We start from the raw sequence: 21,790 nt of genomic DNA, 5'->3' as shown, positions 1-21,790 counted from the left end.
CCTTTTATTCAAGCGGGTTAAAATTGCCGCCATTATAACGGAATCCGCCGCGTTCCGCCGACAAATGCCGTCTGAACGCGGCTTCAGACGGCATCCGAGAAAGTGCTACAATATCGGTTTTCCTTTATTTTTCAGGCGGCATCCATTATGTGCAACCATCATCCCCAACATTCGCACGACAACGACACCATCCGCATACGCGGCGCGCGCACGCATAATTTGAAAAACGTCGATTTGGACATTCCGCGCCACAAACTCGTGGTCATAACAGGATTGTCGGGCAGCGGCAAATCGTCGCTGGCGTTTGACACGCTGTATGCTGAAGGGCAGCGGCGTTATGTCGAGAGCCTGTCCGCCTATGCGCGGCAGTTTTTGCAGATGATGGACAAACCCGATGTCGATTTGATCGAAGGCCTGTCGCCCGCGATTTCCATCGAGCAGAAATCCACCAGCCACAACCCGCGTTCCACCGTCGGCACGGTAACGGAAATCCACGATTATCTGCGCCTTTTGTACGCCCGCGTCGGTACGCCGTATTGCCCCGAACACAATCTGCCGCTGTCGAGCCAAACCGTATCGCAGATGGTCGATGCCGTATTGAAGCTGCCGGAAGACACGCGCGTGATGATTCTGGCGCCGGCGGTGCGCGAGCGTAAAGGCGAGTTTGTCGACTTCTTTGCCGACTTGCAGGCGCAAGGCTTTGCCCGTGTGCGCGTGGACGGCGAAGTCTATCAATTGGACGAAGTGCCGAAGCTGGAAAAAAACATCAAGCACAATATCGACGTGGTTATCGACCGCGTGAAAGTGAAGGCGGACATCAAGCAGCGGCTGGCGGAAAGTTTTGAAACCGCGCTGCGCCACGGCAACGAGCGCGCGCTGGCGATGGAGATGGACAGCGGCGAAGAGCATTGGTTTTCCGCGCGTTTCGCCTGTCCCGTATGCTCATACAGCCTGCCCGAATTAGAGCCGCGCCTCTTTTCGTTCAACAACCCGATGGGCTCCTGCCCGACTTGCGACGGCTTGGGCAACACCAATTTCTTCGACCCCGAAAAAGTGGTCGCGCATCCCGAATTATCCTTAGCCGCAGGCGCGATTGACGGCTGGGATAAGCGCAACCAATTCTATTTCCAAATGATTCAGTCGCTAGCGCGGCATTACGGTTTCGATGTGCAGGCTGCTTGGGAAACGCTACCTGCAAAAGTGAAAAAAGTCGTGTTGCACGGCTCGGGCAAGGAAGTCATTGATTTTACTTACCTGTCCGAACGCGGCACCACCTTCAACCGCAGCCACGCCTTCGAAGGCATCATTCCCAATCTCGAACGCCGCTACCGCGAAACCGACAGCGAAACCGTGCGCGAAAAACTGCGCGAATACCAAAACCACCGCGCCTGCCCGAGCTGCGGCGGTGCACGTTTGCGCAAAGAAGCGCGCTACGTTTACGTCAGCGGCGAACCTTTACACGAAGTCTCCGCTTGGCCGCTGACCAAAACCCACCAATTTTTCGAAACGCTGGATTTGGACGGCAACAAAAAACAAATCGCCGAAAAAATCCTCAAAGAAATCACCGAGCGGCTCGGCTTCCTGATTAACGTCGGGCTGGATTACCTGAACTTGAGCCGCTCCGCCGAAACCCTCTCCGGCGGCGAAGCCCAGCGCATCCGCCTCGCCAGCCAAATCGGCAGCGGCCTGACCGGCGTGATGTACGTTTTGGACGAGCCCTCCATCGGCCTGCACCAGCGCGACAACGACCGCCTGCTCGCCACCCTCAAACGCCTGCGCGATTTGGGCAACAGCGTGATTGTGGTCGAACACGACGAAGACGCCATCCGCGAAGCCGATTTCGTCGTCGATATGGGCCCCGGCGCGGGCGAACACGGCGGCAACGTATTGATTGCCGACACGCCCGAAAACGTCGCCAAATGCGAAAACTCCGTTACCGGACAATACCTCAGCGGCAAAAAATCCATTGCCGTGCCGTCTGAACGCACGCCCGTCAATCCCGGCCGAATGCTCGTCCTCAAAGGCGCGCGCGGCAACAACCTTAAAAACGTAACCCTTGAGCTGCCGCTCGGTTTGATTACCTGCATCACCGGCGTATCCGGCAGCGGCAAATCCACCCTGATTAACGACACCCTCGCCAAAATCACCGCCCGCGAACTCAACCGCGCCCAAGAAGAACCCGCCCCATACGACGACATCCGCGGTCTCGAACACCTCGACAAAGTCATCAACGTCGACCAATCCCCCATCGGCCGCACCCCGCGCTCCAACCCCGCCACCTACACCGGCCTGTTTACCCCCATCCGCGAACTCTTCGCCGGCGTACCCCTCTCGCGCGAACGCGGCTACAACGTCGGCAGATTCTCCTTCAACGTCAAAGGCGGCCGCTGCGAAGCCTGCCAAGGAGACGGCGTGATTAAAGTCGAAATGCACTTCCTGCCCGACGTGTACGTCCCCTGCGAAGTCTGCCACGGCAAACGCTACAACCGCGAAACGCTCGAAATCCAATACAAAGGAAAAAACATCAGCCAAGTCCTCGACATGACCGTCGAAGAAGCCCGCGAATTCTTCGACGCCGTCCCCACCGTATCGCGCAAACTGCAAACCCTGATGGACGTAGGCCTCGGCTACATCCGCCTCGGCCAGTCCGCCACCACCCTCTCCGGCGGCGAAGCCCAGCGCGTCAAACTCGCCCTCGAACTCTCCAAACGCGACACGGGGCGGACTTTATACATATTGGACGAACCCACCACCGGCCTGCACTTCGCCGATATTGCCCTGCTGCTGGAAGTGATAGGCCGTCTGAAAGGCAAAGGCAACTCGATTGTGATTATCGAGCATAATCTGGACGTGATTAAAACTGCGGATTGGATTGTGGATTTGGGGCCGGAAGGCGGCGACGGCGGGGGGAGGATTATTGCTTCAGGTAGCCCTGAACAGGTGGCGAAGGTTAAGGGGAGTTATACCGGCAAATATTTGAATGATATAGTATAATTAAACTGGAACAGTTCATTTAAAAGGATGTGTTTAAAATGTCTAAACGTATTGTTTTTTTCAATCATAAGGGCGGCGTGAGCAAAACAACCACAGTCTATAATATCGGATGGAAATTAGCAGAAAAATCTAGAGTGTTAATTATAGATGGTGATCCTCAATGTAACCTGACATCTCTGATATTAAAGGATAAGTTTGAAGAATATTACACACTTGAAGATACCAAAACACAAAATATTAAAGATGGTGTTAGTCCAGCATTTTCTGGCAGCCCCACACTTATATCCAAAGTAGTTTGCCCAACTGCAAGAAGAAATAGTTCATTATTTTTATTAGCTGGACATGCGAATCTATCAGAGTATGACGCATCCTTAACATTTGCTCAAACTGCTAATAATGCACTTGCTACTTTGCAAAATTTGCCTGGTGCTTTCAGTACATTAATTGAACAATGCGAGACAGAGTACAATATTGATTATACATTAATAGACCTAAACCCAGGATTAAGTGCAATTAATCAAAATCTATTTTTAAATTCTGATTATTTTATAATACCAACAAATCCAGATCCATTTTCTATAATGGCTCTTGAAACACTATCTAATATTCTCCCTAGATGGGGAAATTGGAAAAATTCTTCATTTGAGTCATTTTCTGAATCAGCCTATAAATTAAGAGAAGGCTTGCCAAAATTTATTGGAATTCTTACTCAGAGGTTTAATGTTCGAAATGGTAAGGCAGCAAAACCATATCGAGAAAATATTGATGAAATAAAAACTACAACTAGAAATCTGTTAGTCCCTAAATTAAAAAAAGCTGATATGCTATTAGATAATAAAAAATATTCTAGAAATTTAATTTCAAATAGTTATTGTTTAGCTGAGACACCAGATTTCGGCGGCTTATTACCTAAAGCATTCGATGCAGGAGTCCCCGTATTTGCTCTAACTCCTGATGATATTAGAGAGACGGGACCAATACTGGAAGGATTAAAGAATAAATCGAATCAGTTAAATAATATATTTACTGATACTTCTGACCTAATCATGGAAATGACTTCTGATGAATAATGCAAAACGAATATTTGATACTGAAATAGCTCGTATACGTTCATTTGGTCAATTAATAAATCATCTTAAAACCAATGGATTACATGATAATGAAACATATGAAAATATAAACAGAATGAAAATTGTATTTGCAGTAAGTGCTTTTGATAAATTTATGCATGATATTATAAAGGTAGGGATAATAGAAATGTTTCTCGGAAATAGAAATCACACAAATAAATATTCAAATGAACTTATTCCAATTTCAGTTTTAACAAAAATATATAATCAAGAGCTAATTCCTGCAGCAATGGAGTTTGAGACATCAATTTATGCTAAACTAAAAACAATATCTTATCAGGATCCTAAAAAACTAGCTGATGGATTAAGTTTTATATGGGACGAAAAACAAAAGTGGCAAAAATTTGCTTCAGAATTAGGATATCCTAATGATGAACAAGCTAGAAGTCGGTTAAAATTAATCATAACTAGAAGAAATGCAATTGTTCATGAGTCAGATTTGGAGCCTACTACTAATGAGAAACAAAATTTAGATGACATCTCAGCTGATGATAGTGTAGATTTTTTAGAAAATTTAGCTAACGTTATTTTTAATAATTGCTTTTTATCTGCTCATAAAAGCAAGCCGTAGCCTGCATACCCAACCGACCGCTTGCTACCTGTGAATTAACCAACGTGTAGGGTGTGTGTGGTACGCACGCACGCGGTTGCTTGATTAATGGTTTGCCGTTTCAACATTTAACTTCGTTAAAGCTAGCGCTTTCAGACGACCTCCAATGCCGTCTGAAAACATCAGCTTCAACAAAGTTAAAAACTTAAACAACAAACTATTCCTTCTTCAACACACGAACTATAAACAAAAATCCTATGGCGCGTTATCGCAGAAACTTCATTGCCGGCGGCACATTCTTTTTCACCGTCAAACTCGCCGCCCCAAAATCGCGCCATTTGGACGCTGCCGCCCGACGATACGGATTATTCCCTACTCCGGCGGCTGATTAAAACCAAATTCTCCGCATATTCCCCTCATACTAAAAACTTATCCGCCGGCAAACAGCGGCGGAACGAACGCGGTATTTGGCAACGGCGTTTTTACGAACACACCGTGCGCGACGAAACGGATTTGCAGCATTGCGCGGACTACATCCATTCCAATCCTATCAAACAAAAAATGTCGCGTGCTAAAACAGAATCCTGCAAAAAATAATATCAGTCTTTTCAAATGCGATACTTATCATTCCCTGACTTCAAAAAAGATATGTGCAACCTGACTTACGGGTTTGCTCCTGTTTGACCGATAAATATTCTGACTGCCTCAAAAGGCAAAAATATAGTGGATTAACAAAAATCAGGACAAGGCGACGAAGCCGCAGACAGTACAGATAGTACGGCAAGGCGAGGCAACGCTGTACTGGTTTAAATTTAATCCACTATAATGTGGGTATGTTGAGGCTGCCTCTTTTTTGAAACAACAAAAAAATGCCGTCTGAAACCCGATTTCCAGTTTCAGACGGCATTTGATGTTCAATCAGTTGTCAAACCTGATTATGCCAAACCTTTTGCTTTCAACACTTCCAGCATGGTAGTGCCCAATTCGGCAGGGCTGCGGGTGTAGGCGATACCGGCTTTTTCGAAAGCGGCGAATTTTTCTTCGGCAGTACCTTTGCCGCCGGAGATAATCGCACCGGCGTGACCCATGCGTTTGCCTTTAGGAGCGGTAACACCGGCGATATAGCCGACAACAGGTTTGCTTACGTTGGATTGGATGTATTCGGCCGCTTCTTCTTCCGCAGTACCGCCGATTTCACCGATCATGATGATGGCGTCGGTATCCGGGTCTTCTTGGAAGAGTTTCAGTGCGTCGATTTGATTCATACCGGGAATCGGGTCGCCGCCGATACCGATACAGGTTGATTGGCCCAAGCCCAGTTTGGTGGTTTGTGCCACGGCTTCGTAAGTCAATGTACCGGAACGGGAAATGATGCCGATGCGGCCCGGAGTGTGGATGTGGCCCGGCATAATGCCGATTTTGCACTCGCCCGGAGTAATCACGCCCGGGCAGTTAGGGCCGACCAAGCGGGTACCGTTGCCGTTGGTTTCCAAATAACGTTTGGCTTTAAGCATGTCCAGAGTCGGCACGCCTTCGGTAATCACAACGACCAAGCCTACGCCGGAATCAACCGCTTCAACGATAGAATCCAAAACAAACGGAGCGGGAACATAAATTACAGATGCATCCGCACCGGTTTCTTTAACCGCTTCTTTCATGGTGTTGAACACGGGCAGGTTCAGGTGGGTTTGACCGCCTTTGCCCGGGGTAACGCCGCCGACAACTTTAGTGCCGTAAGCCAGAGCTTGTTCGGAGTGGAAAGTACCGTTTTTACCGGTGAAACCTTGAACCAATACTTTGGTGTCTTTATTAATCAATACGCTCATTCTTTTCTCCTTAGGCGTTTACGGCTGCAACAATTTTTTCGGCTGCGTCATTCAGGCCGTCTGCAGAAGTCAGTTTCAGACCTGATTCGTTCAGGATTTTCGCGCCGAGTTCGGCGTTGTTACCTTCCAAACGAACAACGACAGGAACGTTGACATTGATTTCTTTAACGGCTGCCACGATGGCTTCCGCAATCATGTCGCAACGTACGATACCGCCGAAAATGTTGATCAATACGCCTTTAACGGATTTGTCTTCCAAAATCAGTTTGAACGCTTCAACCACGCGGTCTTTGGTTGCGCCGCCACCAACGTCCAAGAAATTGGCAGGTTGGCCGCCTTTCAGTTTGATGATGTCCATAGTGGCCATCGCCAAACCTGCGCCGTTCACCATACAGCCGATGTTGCCTTCCAAAGCAACGTAGTTCAGGTCGAATTCGGAGGCTTTCAGCTCACGTTCGTTTTCTTGGGATTTGTCGCGCAATTCGGCGATTTTTGGCAGACGGTAAAGCGCGTTGCTGTCGATGCCGATTTTGCCGTCCACGCAGGCGAGCGCGCCGTTTTCGCGAACTGCCAGTGGGTTTACTTCAAACAAGGCGAAGTCATTTTCGACAAACGCTTTGTACGCACCGGTCATCAGTTTGACGAACTCGTTGATTTGTTTGTCTTTCAAGCCCAGTTGGAAGGCAACTTCGCGAGCTTGGCAAGGTTGCAGGCCGACCAGCGGATCAACGGTTACTTTGAAGATTTTTTCTGGAGTTTCGGCAGCAACTTTTTCGATTTCCACGCCGCCTTCGGTAGAAGCCATGAATGTAACGCGGCGGGTAGAACGGTCAACCACTGCGCCCAAGTACAGCTCGGTTTGAACCGGATACATGTCTTCGCAAACCAAAACGCTGTTGACAGGTTGGCCGTTGGCATCGGTTTGGTAAGTTACCAAGTTGGTGCCAATCAGGCTTTCAGCCACTTCTTTGGCTTCTTCGCGGCTTTTGACGACTTTTACGCCGCCCGCTTTACCGCGCCCGCCGGCGTGTACTTGTGCTTTGACAACAGCGAATTTGCCGCCCAATTTATCATAAGCTGCAGCGGCTTCTTCGCCATTGTGTGCCAAAATACCGCCTTGTACGGGCAAACCGTAGCCAGCCAGCAGTTCTTTAGCCTGATACTCGTGTAGATTCATGGATTTCTCCTTAAGGTGAGTGGGTCTTAGGAATCGCCCTGCGGACAATCCTATATTTTCAGACGGCACTATTGTTTACTGAAAGGCAGCCACATCCGCGCCAACAAATACATAACTGCACCGCCGACTCCGAGAATAAAAAAGACGATGCCTTTTTTACGCGAATTCGGACAGAGTAGGTAAACGGCAAGGCTGAAACTGATAAACAACAATGCCACGCGCCAAACCAATTCTTTATCTTTGAAACGGTTGAGCGTATAAGTTTCGGTCATCATCACATACATCTGCCACAATGCGGCCATACACATACTGATGATGCCCGCCGGTATAAAGAAAATACCGACTATTTCTTTGTTCATAATGAATGTAAATGCTGTTTGTTTGCCTGACGGAATTATAAATCAGAAAACGAAGCTCTCGGAACATTCAATTTGTCGGAGGCCTTAAGGCCGTCTGAAAAGTTTCAGACGACCTTAATGTCTATCAACCGTGCAAAGCGCGTTTGTCGGCCGCCAATGCAGCTTCGTGAACCACTTCGGACAAGGTTGGGTGGGCATGGATAATGCGGGCGATGTCTTCGCTGCTGGCGAAGAATTCGAGCGCAGTCACGCCTTCGGTAACCAATTCGCTGACAACCGGACCAATCATGTGTACGCCCAAGATGCGGTCGGTTTTGGCGTCTGCCAACACTTTAACCGTACCTTTGGCTTTGCCCATTGCCAATGCGCGACCGTTTGCACCGAAACCTGAAGTACCTTTTTTGTACTCCACACCTTCGGCTTTGAGCTGTTCTTCGGTTTTACCCACCCAAGCGATTTCAGGGTCGGTGTAAATAACAAACGGTACGTTGTTGAAGTCGATATGCGGTTTTTGACCGGCAATGCGCTCGGCAACGGTAACGCCTTCGTCGCTGGCTTTGTGTGCCAACATCGGGCCGCGAACCACGTCGCCAATTGCCCATACGTTAGGCAGGTTAGTACGGCATTCGCCATCTACTTTGATAAAGCCGCGCTCGTCTTTTTCCAAGCCTACGGCTTCGGCGTTCAGACCTTTGGTGTTTGGAATACGGCCGATGGCAACGATCAGTTTGTCGAATACTTCGGTTTTGGCTTCGCCGGCAGCAGTTTCGTAGGCAACGGAAACACCTTTGCCTTCAGATTTGATGTCGCCGATTTTCACGCCCAATTCAATGCTCAGGCCTTGCTCTTTGGTGAAGTATTTGAAGGCTTCTTTGGCGATTTGTTGGTCGGCGGCAGCCAGGAAGGTCGGCGCAGCTTCAAGAATGGTAACTTCTGAACCCACGCGGTTCCATACGGAACCCATTTCCAAACCAATCACACCGGAACCGATCACGCCGAGCTTGGCAGGCACTTCGGTCAGGTTCAATGCGCCTTCGTTATCCAATATGTTCACGTTGTCGATAGCGACTTGCGGCAGCGGACGCGGTACGGAACCGGTGGCTACGATGACGTGTTTGGCTTCGATAACGGTTTTCTCGCCTTTGTTATCGACTTCGATTTGGTAAGCATCGCCATTTTTACCGGCAAAGGAAGCCGTACCGAACAGGCTGGTTACTTTGTTTTTTTGGAACAGGAATTTCACGCCGCCGGTCAGCTTGGTCACGATGGCATCTTTGCGCTCAATCATTTTGGCCGCATCGAATTTTACGTCGCCGACAGTGATACCGTGTTCGGCAAACTCGTGTTGCGCAGCGTGGAAATGTTCGCTGGATTGCAACAGGGCTTTGGAAGGGATACAACCTACGTTCAAGCAAGTACCGCCCAATGCAGGAGCATTGCCTGCTTTGTTAACGCCTGCATCGACGCAAGCGGTTTTGAAACCCAGTTGCGCGGCACGGATGGCGGCAACGTATCCGCCCGGGCCTGCACCAATCACTACTACATCATATTGAGACATCGTGTCATCCTTTACTTTTGGCAGTATCTCAAAATAAAAACGATACTTTTTGTTTCTTTTTTATTTTGAATGACTGCGTTTTGATGGTTTTAAGAAAAGACCGTCTGAAAGTCCATACCTACCGATTCATTCGAATCAAATGTTTCAGACGGCCTCAATCGTTTGTTGAGCCTATTGTAGCACGATACTACATTACGCTACATCTAAATAAAAATTCAGACGACCTTTTCATTAACAAATAAAAGACCGTCTGAAACGATTACAGATCCAACAACAGGCGAGCCGGGTCTTCCAACGCGTCTTTAATGGCTACCAAGGTCAATACAGCTTCGCGTCCGTCGATGATACGGTGGTCGTAAGACAGAGCCAGATACATCATTGGACGGACAACAACTTGGCCGTTTTCAACCACAGCGCGCTCTTTAGTGGCGTGCATACCCAAAATCGCAGATTGAGGCGGGTTGATGATCGGGGTAGACATCATAGAACCGAAAGTACCGCCGTTGGTAATACTGAATGTACCGCCGGTCAGATCTTCGATAGCGATTTTGCCGTCTTTGGCTTTTTTCGCGTAATCAACAATTGCTTGTTCGATGTCGGCAATGCTCATTTGGTCGGCATCGCGCAGAATTGGTACAACCAAACCGCGTGGGCTGCCAATTGCGATACCGATATCGAAGTAGCCGTGGTACACGATGTCTTTGCCGTCAACAGAAGCATTCACAACCGGGTATTTTTTCAGGGCGGCAACAGCGGCTTTAACGAAGAAGGACATAAAGCCCAGTTTCACGCCGTGTTCTTTCTCGAATTTTTCTTTGTACTTCGCACGCAAGTCCATGATCGGTTTCATGTTGACTTCGTTGAATGTAGTCAGAATGGCGTTTTCTTGTTGAGAAGCCAAGAGGCGTTCTGCAACACGGGCACGCAGGCGGCTCATCGGTACGCGTTCTTCAGGACGTGCGCCGGCAGGAAGTGCAACGGCAGGAGCAGCGGCTGCGGCAGGTTTGGCAGCGGCATTTTGTACGTCTTCTTTCAATACGCGACCGTCACGGCCGGAACCTTGCAATGCGTTCACGTCAACACCGGTCTCGGCAGCCAGTTTGGCGGCGGCAGGCATAGCGGCGTTGTTTTGTGCAGCAGCAGGAGCGGCAGCCGGGGCGGCCTCGGCAGGAGCGGCTACGGGTGCTTCGGCAGCGGCAGTAGCAGCTGTATCGATGCGTGCCAAAACTTGGTCGGCAACAACGGTTTCACCGTCTTGCGCTACGATTTCAACCAATACGCCGGCTTGTGGAGAAGGTACTTCCAAAACCACTTTGTCCGTTTCGATATCGATCAGGATTTCGTCACGGGCAACTGCTTCGCCAACTTTTTTCTTCCATTCCAAGAGCGTGCCTTCAGATACGCTTTCAGACAGCATAGGTACTTTTACATCAATAATCATTTTGTGTCTCCAATGGCCCTTTCAGACGGCCTGTTGTGTGTTTTTCATTCTGCATATGGGCATTCCGCCTGAGCAGCCTCAGATGGAATGCTGCTTGGCTTACAACGCCAAAGCGTCTTCAACCAATTGTTTCAATTGGGCAATGTGTTTGCTTGAGTAGCCCACTGCAGGCGATGCGCTGCTTGGACGACCGGCATAAGACAGTTTTTGCCCTTCGCTGATGACATCTTCGATGCGGTGGCGGATTTGGTAGAACGCGCCTTGGTTTTTCGGCTCTTCTTGCGCCCAAACCACAGATTTTGCGTTCGGATATTTCGCCAGTTCGGCTTTAACCTCGTCGTATGGGAACGGATACAGCTGCTCAACGCGGACGATGGCAACATCATCTTCCAGTTTACGCTCGGCACGGCCGGCTTCCAAGTCATAGTAAACCTGACCGGCACACAATACCACGCGTTTCACGCTGTCGTTGCTTGCACGTTCGGCTGTATCGCCGATAACCGGACGGAAGGTCGAACCTTCGGTGAAGTTTTCCAGCGGGCTCATTGCACCTTTGAAGCGCAACAGGCGTTTGGACATGAAAATCACCAGCGGTTTGCGGTATGAACCCAAGACTTGACGTTGCAAGAGGTGGAACATTTGCGACGCTTCAGACGGCATAATGACTTGCATATTGTTCTCAGAACACAGTTGCAACCAACGTTCTACGCGTGCAGAAGAGTGCTCGGGGCCTTGACCGTCGTAACCGTGCGGCAGGATGGTGGTCAGGCCGCACAAACGACCCCACTTGGTTTCGCCCGAAGACAGGAATTGGTCAATCGTCACTTGCGCGCCGTTGGCGAAGTCACCGAATTGAGCTTCCCAAATGGTCAGCTTGTCAGGTGCGGAGCAGGCAAAGCCGTACTCGAACGCCATCACGGCCTCTTCGTTCAAAATGGAGTCGATAACGAGGAATTCGCCCATTCCTTCGCCCATATGGCGCAGAGGAACATAAGTACCGTCGTCCCATTTTTCGCGTTTTTGATCGTGCAATACGGCATGACGGTGCGAGAACGTGCCGCGTCCCGAGTCCTCGCCGGAAATACGCACGCCGTGACCTTTGGTTACAAGGCTGGCATATGCGAGGGTTTCCGCCATACCCCAGTCGATAGGCTGTTTGCCGGATGCCATGGCTTTACGCGCTTCAATCACGCGTTTTGCAGTCGGATGCAGGGCAAAGCCTTCCGGCACGGCGGTAAATTTTTGGGTAAGACGCTCAATGTCTGCGGCAGGCAAACCGGTTTCGATGTGTTCGCGCCAATCTTTACCTTGATATTTGCTCCAATCGATTTGTGTGCGTTGGAAATTGCTCAAAGTTGTTTGCTCGACGTGTTCGCCTTTGTCCAAAGCATCACGGTAGGCTTGGATGTAACCGTCAGCCTCGGCTTGGGTTACCACGCCTTCGGCAATCAGTTGCTCGGTGTACAAAGCACGCGCACCCGGATGTTGCGATACTTTTTTATACATCATCGGTTGTGTCAAGGTAGGATCGTCGCCCTCGTTGTGACCCCATTTACGGTAGCAGACAACGTCGATCACGATGTCTTTATGGAATTTTTTGCGGTAATCCAAAGCGGCTTGGATGGCAAAGCAAACGCGTTCGGGATCATCGCCGTTGACGTGGATAACCGGGGCGGAAACCATTTTCGCGATATCGGTACAGTGTACGGTTGAACGGGTATCGCGGATATCGGAAGTGGTAAAGCCGATTTGGTTGTTGATGACGATGTGAACCGTACCGCCGGTGGTATAACCGCGCGTTTTAGACAGGTTGAATGTCGCTTGGTTGACACCCAAACCGATAAATGCGGAGTCGCCGTGAATCAATACGGGCAAGACTTTATCGCGGCCGTTTTCGCCCAAACGTTTTTGCTTGGCGCGTGCAGAACCTTCCACTACCGGATTGACGATTTCCAAGTGTGACGGGTTGAACGCCAAAGAAACGTGCATCGGGCCGTGCGGCGTGGCAATATCGGAGCTGAAGCCCATATGGTATTTCACGTCGCCGCTGGGCAGTTTGATTTCGGCACGGCCTTCAAACTCAGCGAACAAATCGCCGGGTTTTTTGCCCAAAATGTTAACTAAAACATTCAGACGGCCTCGGTGCGCCATACCGATGATGACTTCTTCCACGCCGTCCTTACCGGCGTTTTGAATCAGGTAGTTCAAACCGGCAATCGCGCTTTCGCCGCCTTCTACACCAAAGCGTTTTTGGCCGACATATTTGGTATGCAGGTAGCGTTCCAAAGTTTCGGCAGCAGTCATTTCTTTCAAGATACGGCGTTTTTGATCGGCATTGTAGTGCGGTGTGGACAATACACTTTCAAAATAATTGCGTACCCAACGACGCTCTTCGGTATTGGGAATATAGATATATTCCAATGCGATGTGGCCGCAGTAGGTTTGTTTGAGGTTGCTGATGATTTGGGATAAAGGCAGTTTGCCCCGATTGGCAAAATCGCCCTCGCCCATATTGAATTGGAGCGCCATATCGGTATCAGACAGACCATGGAATTTCGGATCGAGGGCTTCAATGTCGCGCGGCGGGATACGCTTGAGCGGATCAAGTTTGGCTGCGCCCACGCCTTGTATACGATAAGCAGAAATCAGCCGTAAAACGCTGACTTGCTTTTTCAGCATTGCCTCATCCGCACTGCCCGCAACGGCAGATGCGATTTTCTTTTTCGCCAAAGAAACAAATGATTCGCGAATCGGTGTGTGTGCGACATCGACAGCAACCGTCCCCGGCTGTTTGCTCAAATCGGTGAAATACTGCTTCCATTTTTCATCCACCGCATCGGGGTTTTCCAAAAAAGCCTCGTACAATTCCTCAATGTAAGGTGCGTTCGAACCGAACAGGTAAGAGAAATTGAGTTTTTCGTCCATCATGGCGTGCGCTCTTTTCTTTAAAATATAAACAAAGGGTAGAAGTCCGCGTCCTGACGGCTGAACTGATGCCGTCTGAAAAGACATTTTATTCTACCCTATTTTAAACCGGATTGCCTGTATTGATTTCATCCGACTACAATCAAATGTGTACAGAAAGCAATCCGATTCTCTAATATTGCCTGTTTGACAATATATTAATGTATGTTACCTCTCTCCTGCCGGCACATAATCGCGGCGTTCCGAACCGGTATAAAGCTGGCGCGGACGACCGATTTTCAGCGAAGGATCGCTGATCATCTCGTGCCAGTGCGAAATCCAACCTACGCTGCGCGACAGGGCGAAGATGACGGTAAACATTTCGGTCGGGATGCCCAGCGCGGACAGGACGATGCCGGAATAGAAGTCGACGTTTGGATACAGCTTGCGCTCCACAAAGAACGGGTCTTTCAGTGCAATTTGTTCCAATTCCATCGCCAGTTTGAATTTCGGACTGTCTTCCAAACCCAATTCTTTCAAAACTTCATAGCAGGTTTCGCGCATAATGCTGGCACGCGGATCCATGTTGCGGTACACGCGGTGTCCGAAGCCCATCAGACGGTATTTGCGTTGTTTCACACCTTCCATGTATGCGGCAACATTAGACACATCGCCGATTTCGTCCAACATTTTCAACACGGCTTCGTTCGCACCGCCGTGCGAAGCACCCCACAGGCAGGCGATACCGGCGGCAATACAGGCAAACGGATTCGCACCGGAAGACCCTGCCAAACGGACGGTTGAAGTTGAGGCGTTTTGCTCGTGATCGGCATGTAAAATAAAGATGCGGTCGAGCGCGCGTGCCAAAACAGGATTGGGTTTGTAGTCTTCACACGGTGTGGCGAACATCATATGAAGGAAGTTTTCGGAATAAGAAAGATTATTTTTCGGATAATTGAACGGCAGACCGTTTGAATAGCGGTAGCACATTGCCGCAATGGTCGGGATTTTGGAAATCAGGCGGTAAATCGCGATTTTGCGGTGTTCGGGATTGGTAATGTCCAAGCTGTCTTGGTAGAACGCAGACAGCGCGCCGACCACGCCGACCATCATCGCCATCGGATGCGCGTCGCGGCGGAACCCCCGGAAGAACCAAGTCAGCTGTTCATGCACCATCGTGTGGCGGCGGACGGTATTGTCAAATTCTGCCTTTTGCTCGGGAGTCGGCAGTTCACCGTAAATCAACAGATAGCAGACTTCCAAATAATCGGATTTTTCAGCCAGCTGCTCGATGGGGTATCCGCGATAATAAAGCAAGCCTTGATCGCCGTCGATATAAGTAATTTTAGACTCACAGCTTGCGGTTGAAACAAATCCGGGGTCAAAGGAAAACAAACCTGTATTTTTTGTCAGCCCCCGAATGTCAACCACATCGTGACCGATGCTGGCTTCCAATACCGGCAGCTCCAAGTCTGCTTGACCCGGCACGTTGAGTTTGATTGATTTGGACATATTATCGCTCCTTTGCAAGTTGTAACCCACGTTGCTGCATCCGCAGCACCTTCTTTGCTTTCAGACGGCCTTTGCATTTTGAAATCTGCCCGTAGGCAGATTTCAGATACTTCATACCCGTCTGATTTTTTCAAGCATAGGGATAAGGTGTCCTTTATCCGTTACCGAATGCCCGTTAATCAAGGCAAGCAATTCTTGATCTTGAAATTCAAGGATTTCGGAAAACTCGGACAGCTCTTTATCGCTCAAATGCTCGAATTCTTTTTCCATAAACCTGCCGAAGATTAAATCTAATTCCAACAATCCCCGGCGGGTTTGAAAACGGATTTTCCGTTTGGCAATATCGTCAAAAACCATCATTTCTTAAACGGCCCGCTTCAACATAATCTCTTTAATCTTACCGATGGCCCGGGTCGGATTCAAGTGTTTGGGGCATACGTCCACACAGTTCATAATGGTATGGCAACGGAACAAACGGTATGGGTCGTTCAAATTATCCAAACGCTCGTTGGTGATGGTATCGCGGCTGTCCGCAATGAAACGGTAAGCATTCAGCAAACCGGACGGGCCGACGAATTTGTCGGGATTCCACCAGAACGACGGGCAGGCGGTCGAACAGCAGGCGCACAAAATACATTCGTACAAGCCGTCCAACTCTTTGCGCTCTTCCTGAGTTTGCAGACGCTCTTTGTCCGCATCAATCGGATTGTCGTTAACGACATAAGGTTTAATGGAATGGTATTGTTTGAAGAACTGGGTCATATCCACAATCAAGTCACGGATGACGGGCAGACCCGGAAGGGGGCGGATTTTGACCGGTTGTTTCAGACTGCGTAAATCGGTCAGGCACGCTAAGCCGTTTTTGCCGTTAATGTTCATACCGTCCGAACCGCAAATACCTTCGCGGCAGGATCGGCGGAAAGACAAGGTATCGTCTTGCGCTTTCAGACGCACTAAAGCGTCCAAAAGTTTCACATCGGTCGGCTCCAATTCCAACTCGTAACGCTGCATATAAGGCTTGGCATCAACGTCCGGGTTGTAACGGTAAATTTCAAAACTCATTTTTTCCATGAGAAGTGTTCCTTTTCTCATCAACTGCCCAATGATTTTGTATTATGGATTCAGACAGTTCAATGTGGGTATGGTTAAGTTTCAGACGGCCTTTGAGGTAAAGGCCGTCTGAAAACGCATCAGTAAACGCGCTTGGCCGGTTTGATGTATTCCACGCTCAAGGGCTTGGTATGCACCGGTTTGTAAGACAAAGTATTGGTATCTGAATGGTACAGCGTATGTTTCATCCAGTTTTCATCATCGCGCTCAGGATGGTCGTCTGAAGCGTGTGCGCCACGGGATTCTTTACGTGCTTCGGCGGACACCAAAGTCGCTTTCGCTACTTCAATCAGATTATCCAATTCCAAAGCCTCGATACGCGCGGTGTTCCACACTTTGCTCTTGTCTTTGATTTCGGTGCGTTTCACGCGCTCGGCAATCTCCATAACCTGTTTCACGCCCTCTGCCAAAATCGCATCGGTACGGAACACGCCGGCATGCAGTTGGACGGAACGTTGCAGTTCGCGACGCAATGCATCAACGTTTTCACCATCGGTTTGATTGTCCAAGCGTTCGATACGTTGGCGGGTCAACTCGCCCGCATCGGCAGGCAGGGGTTTCCAGCCGCTTTGCTCTTTGATGAATTTAATCATACTGTCGCCGGCAGCTTTACCGAATACCACCAAGTCAAGCAGGGAGTTGGTACCCAAGCGGTTCGCACCGTGCACAGAAGCACAAGCGCACTCGCCCGCCGCATACAAGCCTTTTACAGGCACTTCGTATTCGTCTCCTTGCGGAATAACAACTTCGCCGTGGTAATTGGTCGGAATGCCGCCCATCATATAGTGGGTAGTCGGTACAACCGGAATCGGGTCTTTAATCGGATCGATACCGGCAAACTGGATGGAAATCTCGCGGATGCCCGGCAGTTTTTCCATAATTTTTTCGGCACCGATATGGTCGATTTTCAGCAGAACGTGGTCTTTGTTTTTGCCGCAGCCGCGACCTTCGTAGATTTCCATCGCCATCGCGCGGGAAACCACATCGCGTGAAGCCAAGTCTTTTACGGTCGGCGCATAACGTTCCATAAAGCGTTCGCCGTCGGCGTTCAACAGAATACCGCCCTCGCCGCGCACACCCTCGGTAATCAACACGCCCGCACCCGCCACGCCGGTCGGGTGGAATTGCCAGAATTCCATGTCTTCCAACGGAATACCCGCACGGGCACAGATGCCCAAACCGTCACCGGTATTCATATAAGCATTGGTAGAGGAAGCATAAATACGACCACCGCCACCGGTAGCAAACATCACGGCTTTAGCGTGAAAAATATAAACTTCGCCGGTTTCCATTTCCATGGCGGTTACACCGACGACATCACCATTCTCATCACGAATCAAATCTTGCGCCGTCCATTCCACAAAGAATTGTGTGTTGGTACGGACGTTTTGTTGGTACAAAGTATGCAGCATTGCATGACCGGTACGGTCGGCAACCGCACAGGCACGTTCTACCGCGCGCTTGCCGTGTTCGGCAGTATGACCGCCGAAAGGACGCTGGTAAATTTTGCCGCTTTCCACACGGTCAAAAGGCATACCCATGTGTTCCAACTCAATTACGGCTTCAGGCGCGGCGCGACACATAAACTCAATCGCATCTTGGTCGCCCAACCAGTCGGAACCTTTCACGGTATCGTACATATGCCAATCCCAACGGTCTTCCTGCACATTACCCAATGAAGCAGAAATACCGCCCTGCGCCGCTACCGTATGCGAACGGGTTGGGAATACTTTAGACAAAACGGCACAATTCAGACCGGATTTGGACAATTGGAGGGCTGCGCGTAAACCTGCACCACCACCGCCGACAATCACGGCATCAAACTTGCGAACAGGAAAACCCATACTTACCCCCAAATCACTTTAACTGAATACACCAGGCAGCCGGCCAGCCAAACGATGGTGGCAACCTGCAAAAACAAACGCACGCCGAAGGGTTTGATATAGTCCATCCACAAGTCGCGGATACCTACCCATGCATGCAGGAATACTGCCAAAAAGCTCACCTGGGTAAACACTTTTACCCAAGTTTGACTAAAAAATGCCTGCCACGCCGAATATTCTTTAGGCAGGGTAAACAGAACCACCAAAAGTGCAACGGTATAAATCAACATAATAACCGCAGTCGCACGCTGCATTGCCCAATCGCGCAAACCGTAATGGACGCCGGTTAATTTACGTTCTACCATAATAAAGCTCCCAAAACGACAGTCAGCACTAAAGCTGCGGTAAACACCAATTTAGCGGTATTGCGCGCAGTATTCAGCTCAAGACCTTTGTGCGCATCCAAAAATAAAAAGCGGATACCGGCGAGGGAATGGTGCAGATAAGCCCACAACACACCGATTAAAACCAGCTTGACCAAAGGATGGGAAACAATAGCGCGGTAAGTTTCAAATGCAGATTCTTGACTTAGGGTACCGGACAGGAAATACAGCAGGAAAGGCAGCATAATAAACAGCCCGACCCCGCTGATGCGGTGAAGGATGGAAACTATCCCGGGTATCGGCAGACGGATGTTCGGCAAATCCAGATAAACAGGACGCGGTTTGACAGACATAGTCAATTCCTCTGTAGTTATATATCGACTCAAAAACCGTAAGCCCATTGCTACACCGGGCTACATAAACGTTAATTTACCTGTTTTATCTCATTTTGAACAGTGTATTTTAAAAACAAACTGATAGATTTTGACAAACACGCGTGAAAACAGCAGATTAAAAAACGGATTTCTGATATGCCCTTTCCCCTTGCCTGAAATATCAACATCAGTTTCAATTACGGAAAGATAAAATGCCGTCTGAGAAATTTCAGACGGCATTCTTCACACATTAATCAAATTTTTAATTTCGCATCGGCATCGCGCAACGCGGTACGCAGACCTTCCTCGATAACGGGATGGTAGAACGGCATATCCAGCATTTGCGGAACGGTCATCTTCATTTGATGTGCCCAAGCCAACAAATGCGCCAAATGTTCGGCCGCAGGGCCTACGATTTCCGCGCCGATAAAGCGGCCGGTGGCTTTTTCGGCATACAGGCGCATATGGCCCTTGTTTACCAGCATCACGCGGCTGCGACCTTGATTCTTGAACGATACTTCGCCGATGACAAATTCGTCGGCTTGGTATTGCGCGGCAACCTGCGCGTATTTCAAACCGACAAAGCCGATTTGCGGACTGGTAAACACCACGCCGATAGTGCTGCGGCGCAAACCACCGCCGATATTCGGATAGCGTCCCGCATTGTCGCCGGCAATCTTGCCTTGGTCGGCAGCTTCGTGCAGCAGGGGCAGTTGGTTGGAAGCGTCGCCCGCGATGAAGATATGCGGAATGCTGGTCTGCATAGTCAGCGGATCGGCAACGGGTACGCCGCGCGCGTCTTTGTCGATATTGATGTTTTCCAAACCGATATTGTCAACGTTCGGACGGCGGCCTACGGCTGCCAGCATATATTCGGCAACAAATACGCCTTTTTCGCCATCCTGCTCCCAATGGACTTCTACATTGCCGTCTGCGTCGAGTTTGACCTCGGTTTTGGCATCCAGATGCAGTTTCAATTCTTCGCCGAACACGGCTTTCGCCTCGTCTGAAACGACGGGGTCGGAAATGCCGCCGATGATGCCGCCCAAGCCGAAAATCTCGACTTTCACGCCCAAACGGTGCAATGCCTGACCCAGTTCCAAACCGATAACGCCCGGCCCGAACACGGCAACGCTCTTAGGCAGCGTATCCCACGAGAAAACGTCGTCGTTGATAATCAAACGGTCGCCCAAAGACTGCCACTGCGGCAGGATGACGGGACGCGAACCGGTAGCAATCACGAAACTTTTTGCCGTGATTTGAGTATGGTCGTCGATTTGAACGGTATGTTCGTCGATAAATTTAGCCGACCCCATGATGCGTTTGTCGGCAGGCCATTCTTCCACATCGGCAACGACAAAGCCGACAAAACGATCGCGCTCGGATTTGACGCGCTGCATGACTTCTTTGCCGTTGACGACGATGCTGTCTTTGTCCAAATGCACGCCGAACGGGTCGGTATGCAGTGCGTGATGGCGCGCCTCTGCGGCGGCAATCAAAAGTTTGGAAGGCATACAGCCCACGCGCGCGCATGTTGTGCCGAACACGTTGTTTTCAATCAGATAAACATTGTCCGAATGTAAACGGGCATTGCGAAACGCACCCATACCGGCAGTACCGCCGCCGATTACGACGACATCTGCTTGAATTTTTTTCATAATCTTTGTCCTTCTTTATTAAGCGTCCGAAGCAGCATCAGCGTGATGCGTATCAGGTTTTCAGACGGCTTTTTTAATAAACTATCGGCAATATAAAACCAATAGCCATTTTAAAAGTTTCGATTTGAAACAATAATCTCAAATTCTACTTGTAAATATAGAGTTATTCAGAACGACCGTGTAGCGTATCGTCTGAATAACTCTATTTTTCTGTTCAGACAGCTTCGTTCAAACCGTCTTAAGCATCAGGCAATTAGTTTTTAGCCAAGTAAGCTTCCAAATCTTCGCTGCCGCCGATGTATTTGCCGCCGATGAAGACTTGGGGGGCAGTCATCTTGCCGGTAATGGCGCGAACGGAAGTAACGGTTGCATCTTTGCCCAATACGATTTCTTCGTAAGACAAACCCTTGTCTTGCAAAGCTTGTTTGGCTTTGGCGCAGAATTGGCAGCCGGGTTTAGTGAAAATTGCCACAGACTCTTGAGCCTTCCAATCGGGAGCAACGAATTTCAGCATAGTATCGGCATCGGATACTTTGAAAGGATCGCCCGGTTCTTCCGGCTCGATGAACATTTTTTCAACCACGCCGTCGTTAACCAGCATGGAGTAACGCCAAGAGCGTTTGCCGAAGCCCAAGTCTTCTTTACCGACCAACATACCCATACCTTCGGTGAATTCGCCGTTACCGTCAGGAATCATGTAGATGTTGTCGGATTCTTCTTCGGCAGCCCAAGCGTTCATCACGAAAGTATCGTTTACAGATACGCAGTAGATTGCATCAACGCCGTTTTCTTTGAACGCGCCGAACAATTCGTTGTAACGCGGCAGGTGGGAAGAAGAACAAGTCGGAGTAAATGCGCCGGGCAGAGAGAATACGACTACTTTTTTGCCTTTGAACAAATCATCGGTAGACACATCTTTCCAAGTGTCGCCAACGCGGGTACGGAATACTACGGAAGGTACTTTTTGACCGGTACGATCTTGCAAAGCCAT

Annotated in this window: 19 protein-coding genes; 4 read left to right on the top strand and 15 right to left on the bottom strand. The window is 49.5% G+C overall.

All coding sequences use genetic code 11. The features are described 5' to 3' along the window. The first annotated feature begins 147 nt into the window (after nucleotides 1–147). The 4 genes from uvrA (at nucleotide 148) to FGL10_RS12260 (ending at nucleotide 5,271) form a co-directional block, all read left to right on the top strand. On the top strand, nucleotides 148–2,994 hold the full coding sequence (uvrA, locus tag FGL10_RS02130; protein ID WP_036469941.1) for an excinuclease ABC subunit UvrA: 2,847 nt from the start codon (nucleotides 148–150) through the stop codon (nucleotides 2,992–2,994). A gap of 38 nt (nucleotides 2,995–3,032) precedes the next feature. Continuing rightward, entirely contained in the window at nucleotides 3,033–4,064 is a 1,032-nt protein-coding gene (locus FGL10_RS02125; protein WP_003709829.1) for a ParA family protein, read from the top strand. Beyond that, nucleotides 4,057–4,695: a HEPN domain-containing protein gene (locus tag FGL10_RS02120; protein ID WP_003709827.1), complete on the top strand. Its 639-nt coding sequence runs from the start codon at nucleotides 4,057–4,059 to the stop codon at nucleotides 4,693–4,695. The genes FGL10_RS02125 and FGL10_RS02120 overlap by 8 nt, the downstream gene beginning before the upstream one ends. Nucleotides 4,696–4,956: 261 nt before the next feature. Next, complete coding sequence (locus tag FGL10_RS12260) at nucleotides 4,957–5,271, top strand: REP-associated tyrosine transposase (protein WP_003709825.1); 315 nt, start codon at nucleotides 4,957–4,959, stop codon at nucleotides 5,269–5,271. Nucleotides 5,272–5,609: 338 nt separating this feature from the next. Here the strand turns inward: FGL10_RS12260 and sucD are convergent, their stop codons facing one another. From sucD to FGL10_RS02025, 15 genes are all read right to left on the bottom strand, one after another. Then, entirely contained in the window at nucleotides 5,610–6,500 is an 891-nt protein-coding gene (gene sucD / locus FGL10_RS02105; RefSeq protein ID WP_002222615.1) for a succinate--CoA ligase subunit alpha, read from the bottom strand. A gap of 10 nt (nucleotides 6,501–6,510) precedes the next feature. Next, nucleotides 6,511–7,677, bottom strand: coding sequence for an ADP-forming succinate--CoA ligase subunit beta (sucC, locus tag FGL10_RS02100; RefSeq protein WP_002258177.1), 1,167 nt, complete (start codon nucleotides 7,675–7,677; stop codon nucleotides 6,511–6,513). 68 nt (nucleotides 7,678–7,745) lie between these two features. Continuing rightward, nucleotides 7,746–8,036: a hypothetical protein gene (locus FGL10_RS02095; RefSeq protein WP_003709820.1), complete on the bottom strand. Its 291-nt coding sequence runs from the start codon at nucleotides 8,034–8,036 to the stop codon at nucleotides 7,746–7,748. A 124-nt stretch (nucleotides 8,037–8,160) separates the two neighbouring features. Then, nucleotides 8,161–9,594 carry a dihydrolipoyl dehydrogenase gene (gene lpdA, locus FGL10_RS02090; protein ID WP_003709818.1) on the bottom strand — a complete coding sequence of 478 codons (1,434 nt, stop codon included), beginning with the start codon at nucleotides 9,592–9,594 and terminating at the stop codon, nucleotides 8,161–8,163. A gap of 259 nt (nucleotides 9,595–9,853) precedes the next feature. Next, nucleotides 9,854–11,035, bottom strand: a complete 1,182-nt coding sequence (gene odhB, locus FGL10_RS02080; RefSeq protein ID WP_002219391.1) for a 2-oxoglutarate dehydrogenase complex dihydrolipoyllysine-residue succinyltransferase — start codon at nucleotides 11,033–11,035, stop codon at nucleotides 9,854–9,856. 99 nt (nucleotides 11,036–11,134) lie between these two features. After that, nucleotides 11,135–13,963 (bottom strand): 2-oxoglutarate dehydrogenase E1 component, encoded by a 2,829-nt coding sequence (locus tag FGL10_RS02075; RefSeq protein ID WP_036469937.1) that lies wholly within the window; start codon nucleotides 13,961–13,963, stop codon nucleotides 11,135–11,137. A 204-nt stretch (nucleotides 13,964–14,167) separates the two neighbouring features. Next, entirely contained in the window at nucleotides 14,168–15,451 is a 1,284-nt protein-coding gene (gltA, locus tag FGL10_RS02070) for a citrate synthase (protein WP_003709813.1), read from the bottom strand. A 111-nt stretch (nucleotides 15,452–15,562) separates the two neighbouring features. Beyond that, a complete protein-coding gene (locus FGL10_RS02060) occupies nucleotides 15,563–15,811 on the bottom strand; it encodes an FAD assembly factor SdhE (protein WP_003709811.1) in 249 nt (82 codons plus the stop codon). Between the two features lie 3 nt (nucleotides 15,812–15,814). Then, nucleotides 15,815–16,522: a succinate dehydrogenase iron-sulfur subunit gene (locus FGL10_RS02055; RefSeq protein ID WP_003678833.1), complete on the bottom strand. Its 708-nt coding sequence runs from the start codon at nucleotides 16,520–16,522 to the stop codon at nucleotides 15,815–15,817. A gap of 119 nt (nucleotides 16,523–16,641) precedes the next feature. After that, entirely contained in the window at nucleotides 16,642–18,405 is a 1,764-nt protein-coding gene (sdhA, locus tag FGL10_RS02050) for a succinate dehydrogenase flavoprotein subunit (protein ID WP_003709810.1), read from the bottom strand. 2 nt (nucleotides 18,406–18,407) lie between these two features. Then, nucleotides 18,408–18,749, bottom strand: coding sequence for a succinate dehydrogenase, hydrophobic membrane anchor protein (gene sdhD, locus FGL10_RS02045; RefSeq protein WP_003709809.1), 342 nt, complete (start codon nucleotides 18,747–18,749; stop codon nucleotides 18,408–18,410). Next, nucleotides 18,743–19,120, bottom strand: a complete 378-nt coding sequence (gene sdhC / locus FGL10_RS02040) for a succinate dehydrogenase, cytochrome b556 subunit (RefSeq protein WP_013449125.1) — start codon at nucleotides 19,118–19,120, stop codon at nucleotides 18,743–18,745. The genes sdhD and sdhC overlap by 7 nt, the downstream gene beginning before the upstream one ends. A gap of 90 nt (nucleotides 19,121–19,210) precedes the next feature. Next, a complete protein-coding gene (locus FGL10_RS02035; protein WP_003709805.1) occupies nucleotides 19,211–19,381 on the bottom strand; it encodes a hypothetical protein in 171 nt (56 codons plus the stop codon). Between the two features lie 14 nt (nucleotides 19,382–19,395). After that, nucleotides 19,396–20,799, bottom strand: a complete 1,404-nt coding sequence (locus FGL10_RS02030; RefSeq protein ID WP_003709803.1) for a dihydrolipoyl dehydrogenase — start codon at nucleotides 20,797–20,799, stop codon at nucleotides 19,396–19,398. A 253-nt stretch (nucleotides 20,800–21,052) separates the two neighbouring features. Beyond that, the gene (locus FGL10_RS02025; RefSeq protein ID WP_002221128.1) at nucleotides 21,053–21,790 is read right to left on the bottom strand and encodes a redoxin family protein; all 738 of its coding nucleotides are present in this window, start codon (nucleotides 21,788–21,790) and stop codon (nucleotides 21,053–21,055) included.

It is taken from the genome of Neisseria lactamica (assembly GCF_901482445.1).
GTDB classification, from domain to species: domain Bacteria; phylum Pseudomonadota; class Gammaproteobacteria; order Burkholderiales; family Neisseriaceae; genus Neisseria; species Neisseria lactamica.
The sequence above is the reverse complement of the archived record's forward strand: the minus strand, read 5'-3'. Positions and strand labels throughout refer to the sequence as shown.

What these genes read in the sequence shown, in the direction of transcription:
- gltA (WP_003709813.1), bottom strand. Translation starts at nt 15,451, where the DNA reads ATGTCCAAATCAATCAAACTCAACGTGCCGGGTCAAGCAGACTTGGAG.
- sdhC (WP_013449125.1), bottom strand. Translation starts at nt 19,120, where the DNA reads ATGTCTGTCAAACCGCGTCCTGTTTATCTGGATTTGCCGAACATCCGT.
- FGL10_RS02035 (WP_003709805.1), bottom strand. Translation starts at nt 19,381, where the DNA reads ATGCCGTCTGAAATTTCTCAGACGGCATTTTATCTTTCCGTAATTGAA.
- uvrA (WP_036469941.1), top strand. Translation starts at nt 148, where the DNA reads ATGTGCAACCATCATCCCCAACATTCGCACGACAACGACACCATCCGC.
- lpdA (WP_003709818.1), bottom strand. Translation starts at nt 9,594, where the DNA reads ATGTCTCAATATGATGTAGTAGTGATTGGTGCAGGCCCGGGCGGATAC.
- FGL10_RS02060 (WP_003709811.1), bottom strand. Translation starts at nt 15,811, where the DNA reads ATGATGGTTTTTGACGATATTGCCAAACGGAAAATCCGTTTTCAAACC.
- FGL10_RS02025 (WP_002221128.1), bottom strand. Translation starts at nt 21,790, where the DNA reads ATGGCTTTGCAAGATCGTACCGGTCAAAAAGTACCTTCCGTAGTATTC.
- sucD (WP_002222615.1), bottom strand. Translation starts at nt 6,500, where the DNA reads ATGAGCGTATTGATTAATAAAGACACCAAAGTATTGGTTCAAGGTTTC.
- sdhA (WP_003709810.1), bottom strand. Translation starts at nt 18,405, where the DNA reads ATGGGTTTTCCTGTTCGCAAGTTTGATGCCGTGATTGTCGGCGGTGGT.
- FGL10_RS02120 (WP_003709827.1), top strand. Translation starts at nt 4,057, where the DNA reads ATGAATAATGCAAAACGAATATTTGATACTGAAATAGCTCGTATACGT.
- odhB (WP_002219391.1), bottom strand. Translation starts at nt 11,035, where the DNA reads ATGATTATTGATGTAAAAGTACCTATGCTGTCTGAAAGCGTATCTGAA.
- FGL10_RS02075 (WP_036469937.1), bottom strand. Translation starts at nt 13,963, where the DNA reads ATGATGGACGAAAAACTCAATTTCTCTTACCTGTTCGGTTCGAACGCA.
- FGL10_RS02095 (WP_003709820.1), bottom strand. Translation starts at nt 8,036, where the DNA reads ATGAACAAAGAAATAGTCGGTATTTTCTTTATACCGGCGGGCATCATC.
- sdhD (WP_003709809.1), bottom strand. Translation starts at nt 18,749, where the DNA reads ATGGTAGAACGTAAATTAACCGGCGTCCATTACGGTTTGCGCGATTGG.
- FGL10_RS02055 (WP_003678833.1), bottom strand. Translation starts at nt 16,522, where the DNA reads ATGGAAAAAATGAGTTTTGAAATTTACCGTTACAACCCGGACGTTGAT.
- FGL10_RS02125 (WP_003709829.1), top strand. Translation starts at nt 3,033, where the DNA reads ATGTCTAAACGTATTGTTTTTTTCAATCATAAGGGCGGCGTGAGCAAA.
- sucC (WP_002258177.1), bottom strand. Translation starts at nt 7,677, where the DNA reads ATGAATCTACACGAGTATCAGGCTAAAGAACTGCTGGCTGGCTACGGT.
- FGL10_RS02030 (WP_003709803.1), bottom strand. Translation starts at nt 20,799, where the DNA reads ATGAAAAAAATTCAAGCAGATGTCGTCGTAATCGGCGGCGGTACTGCC.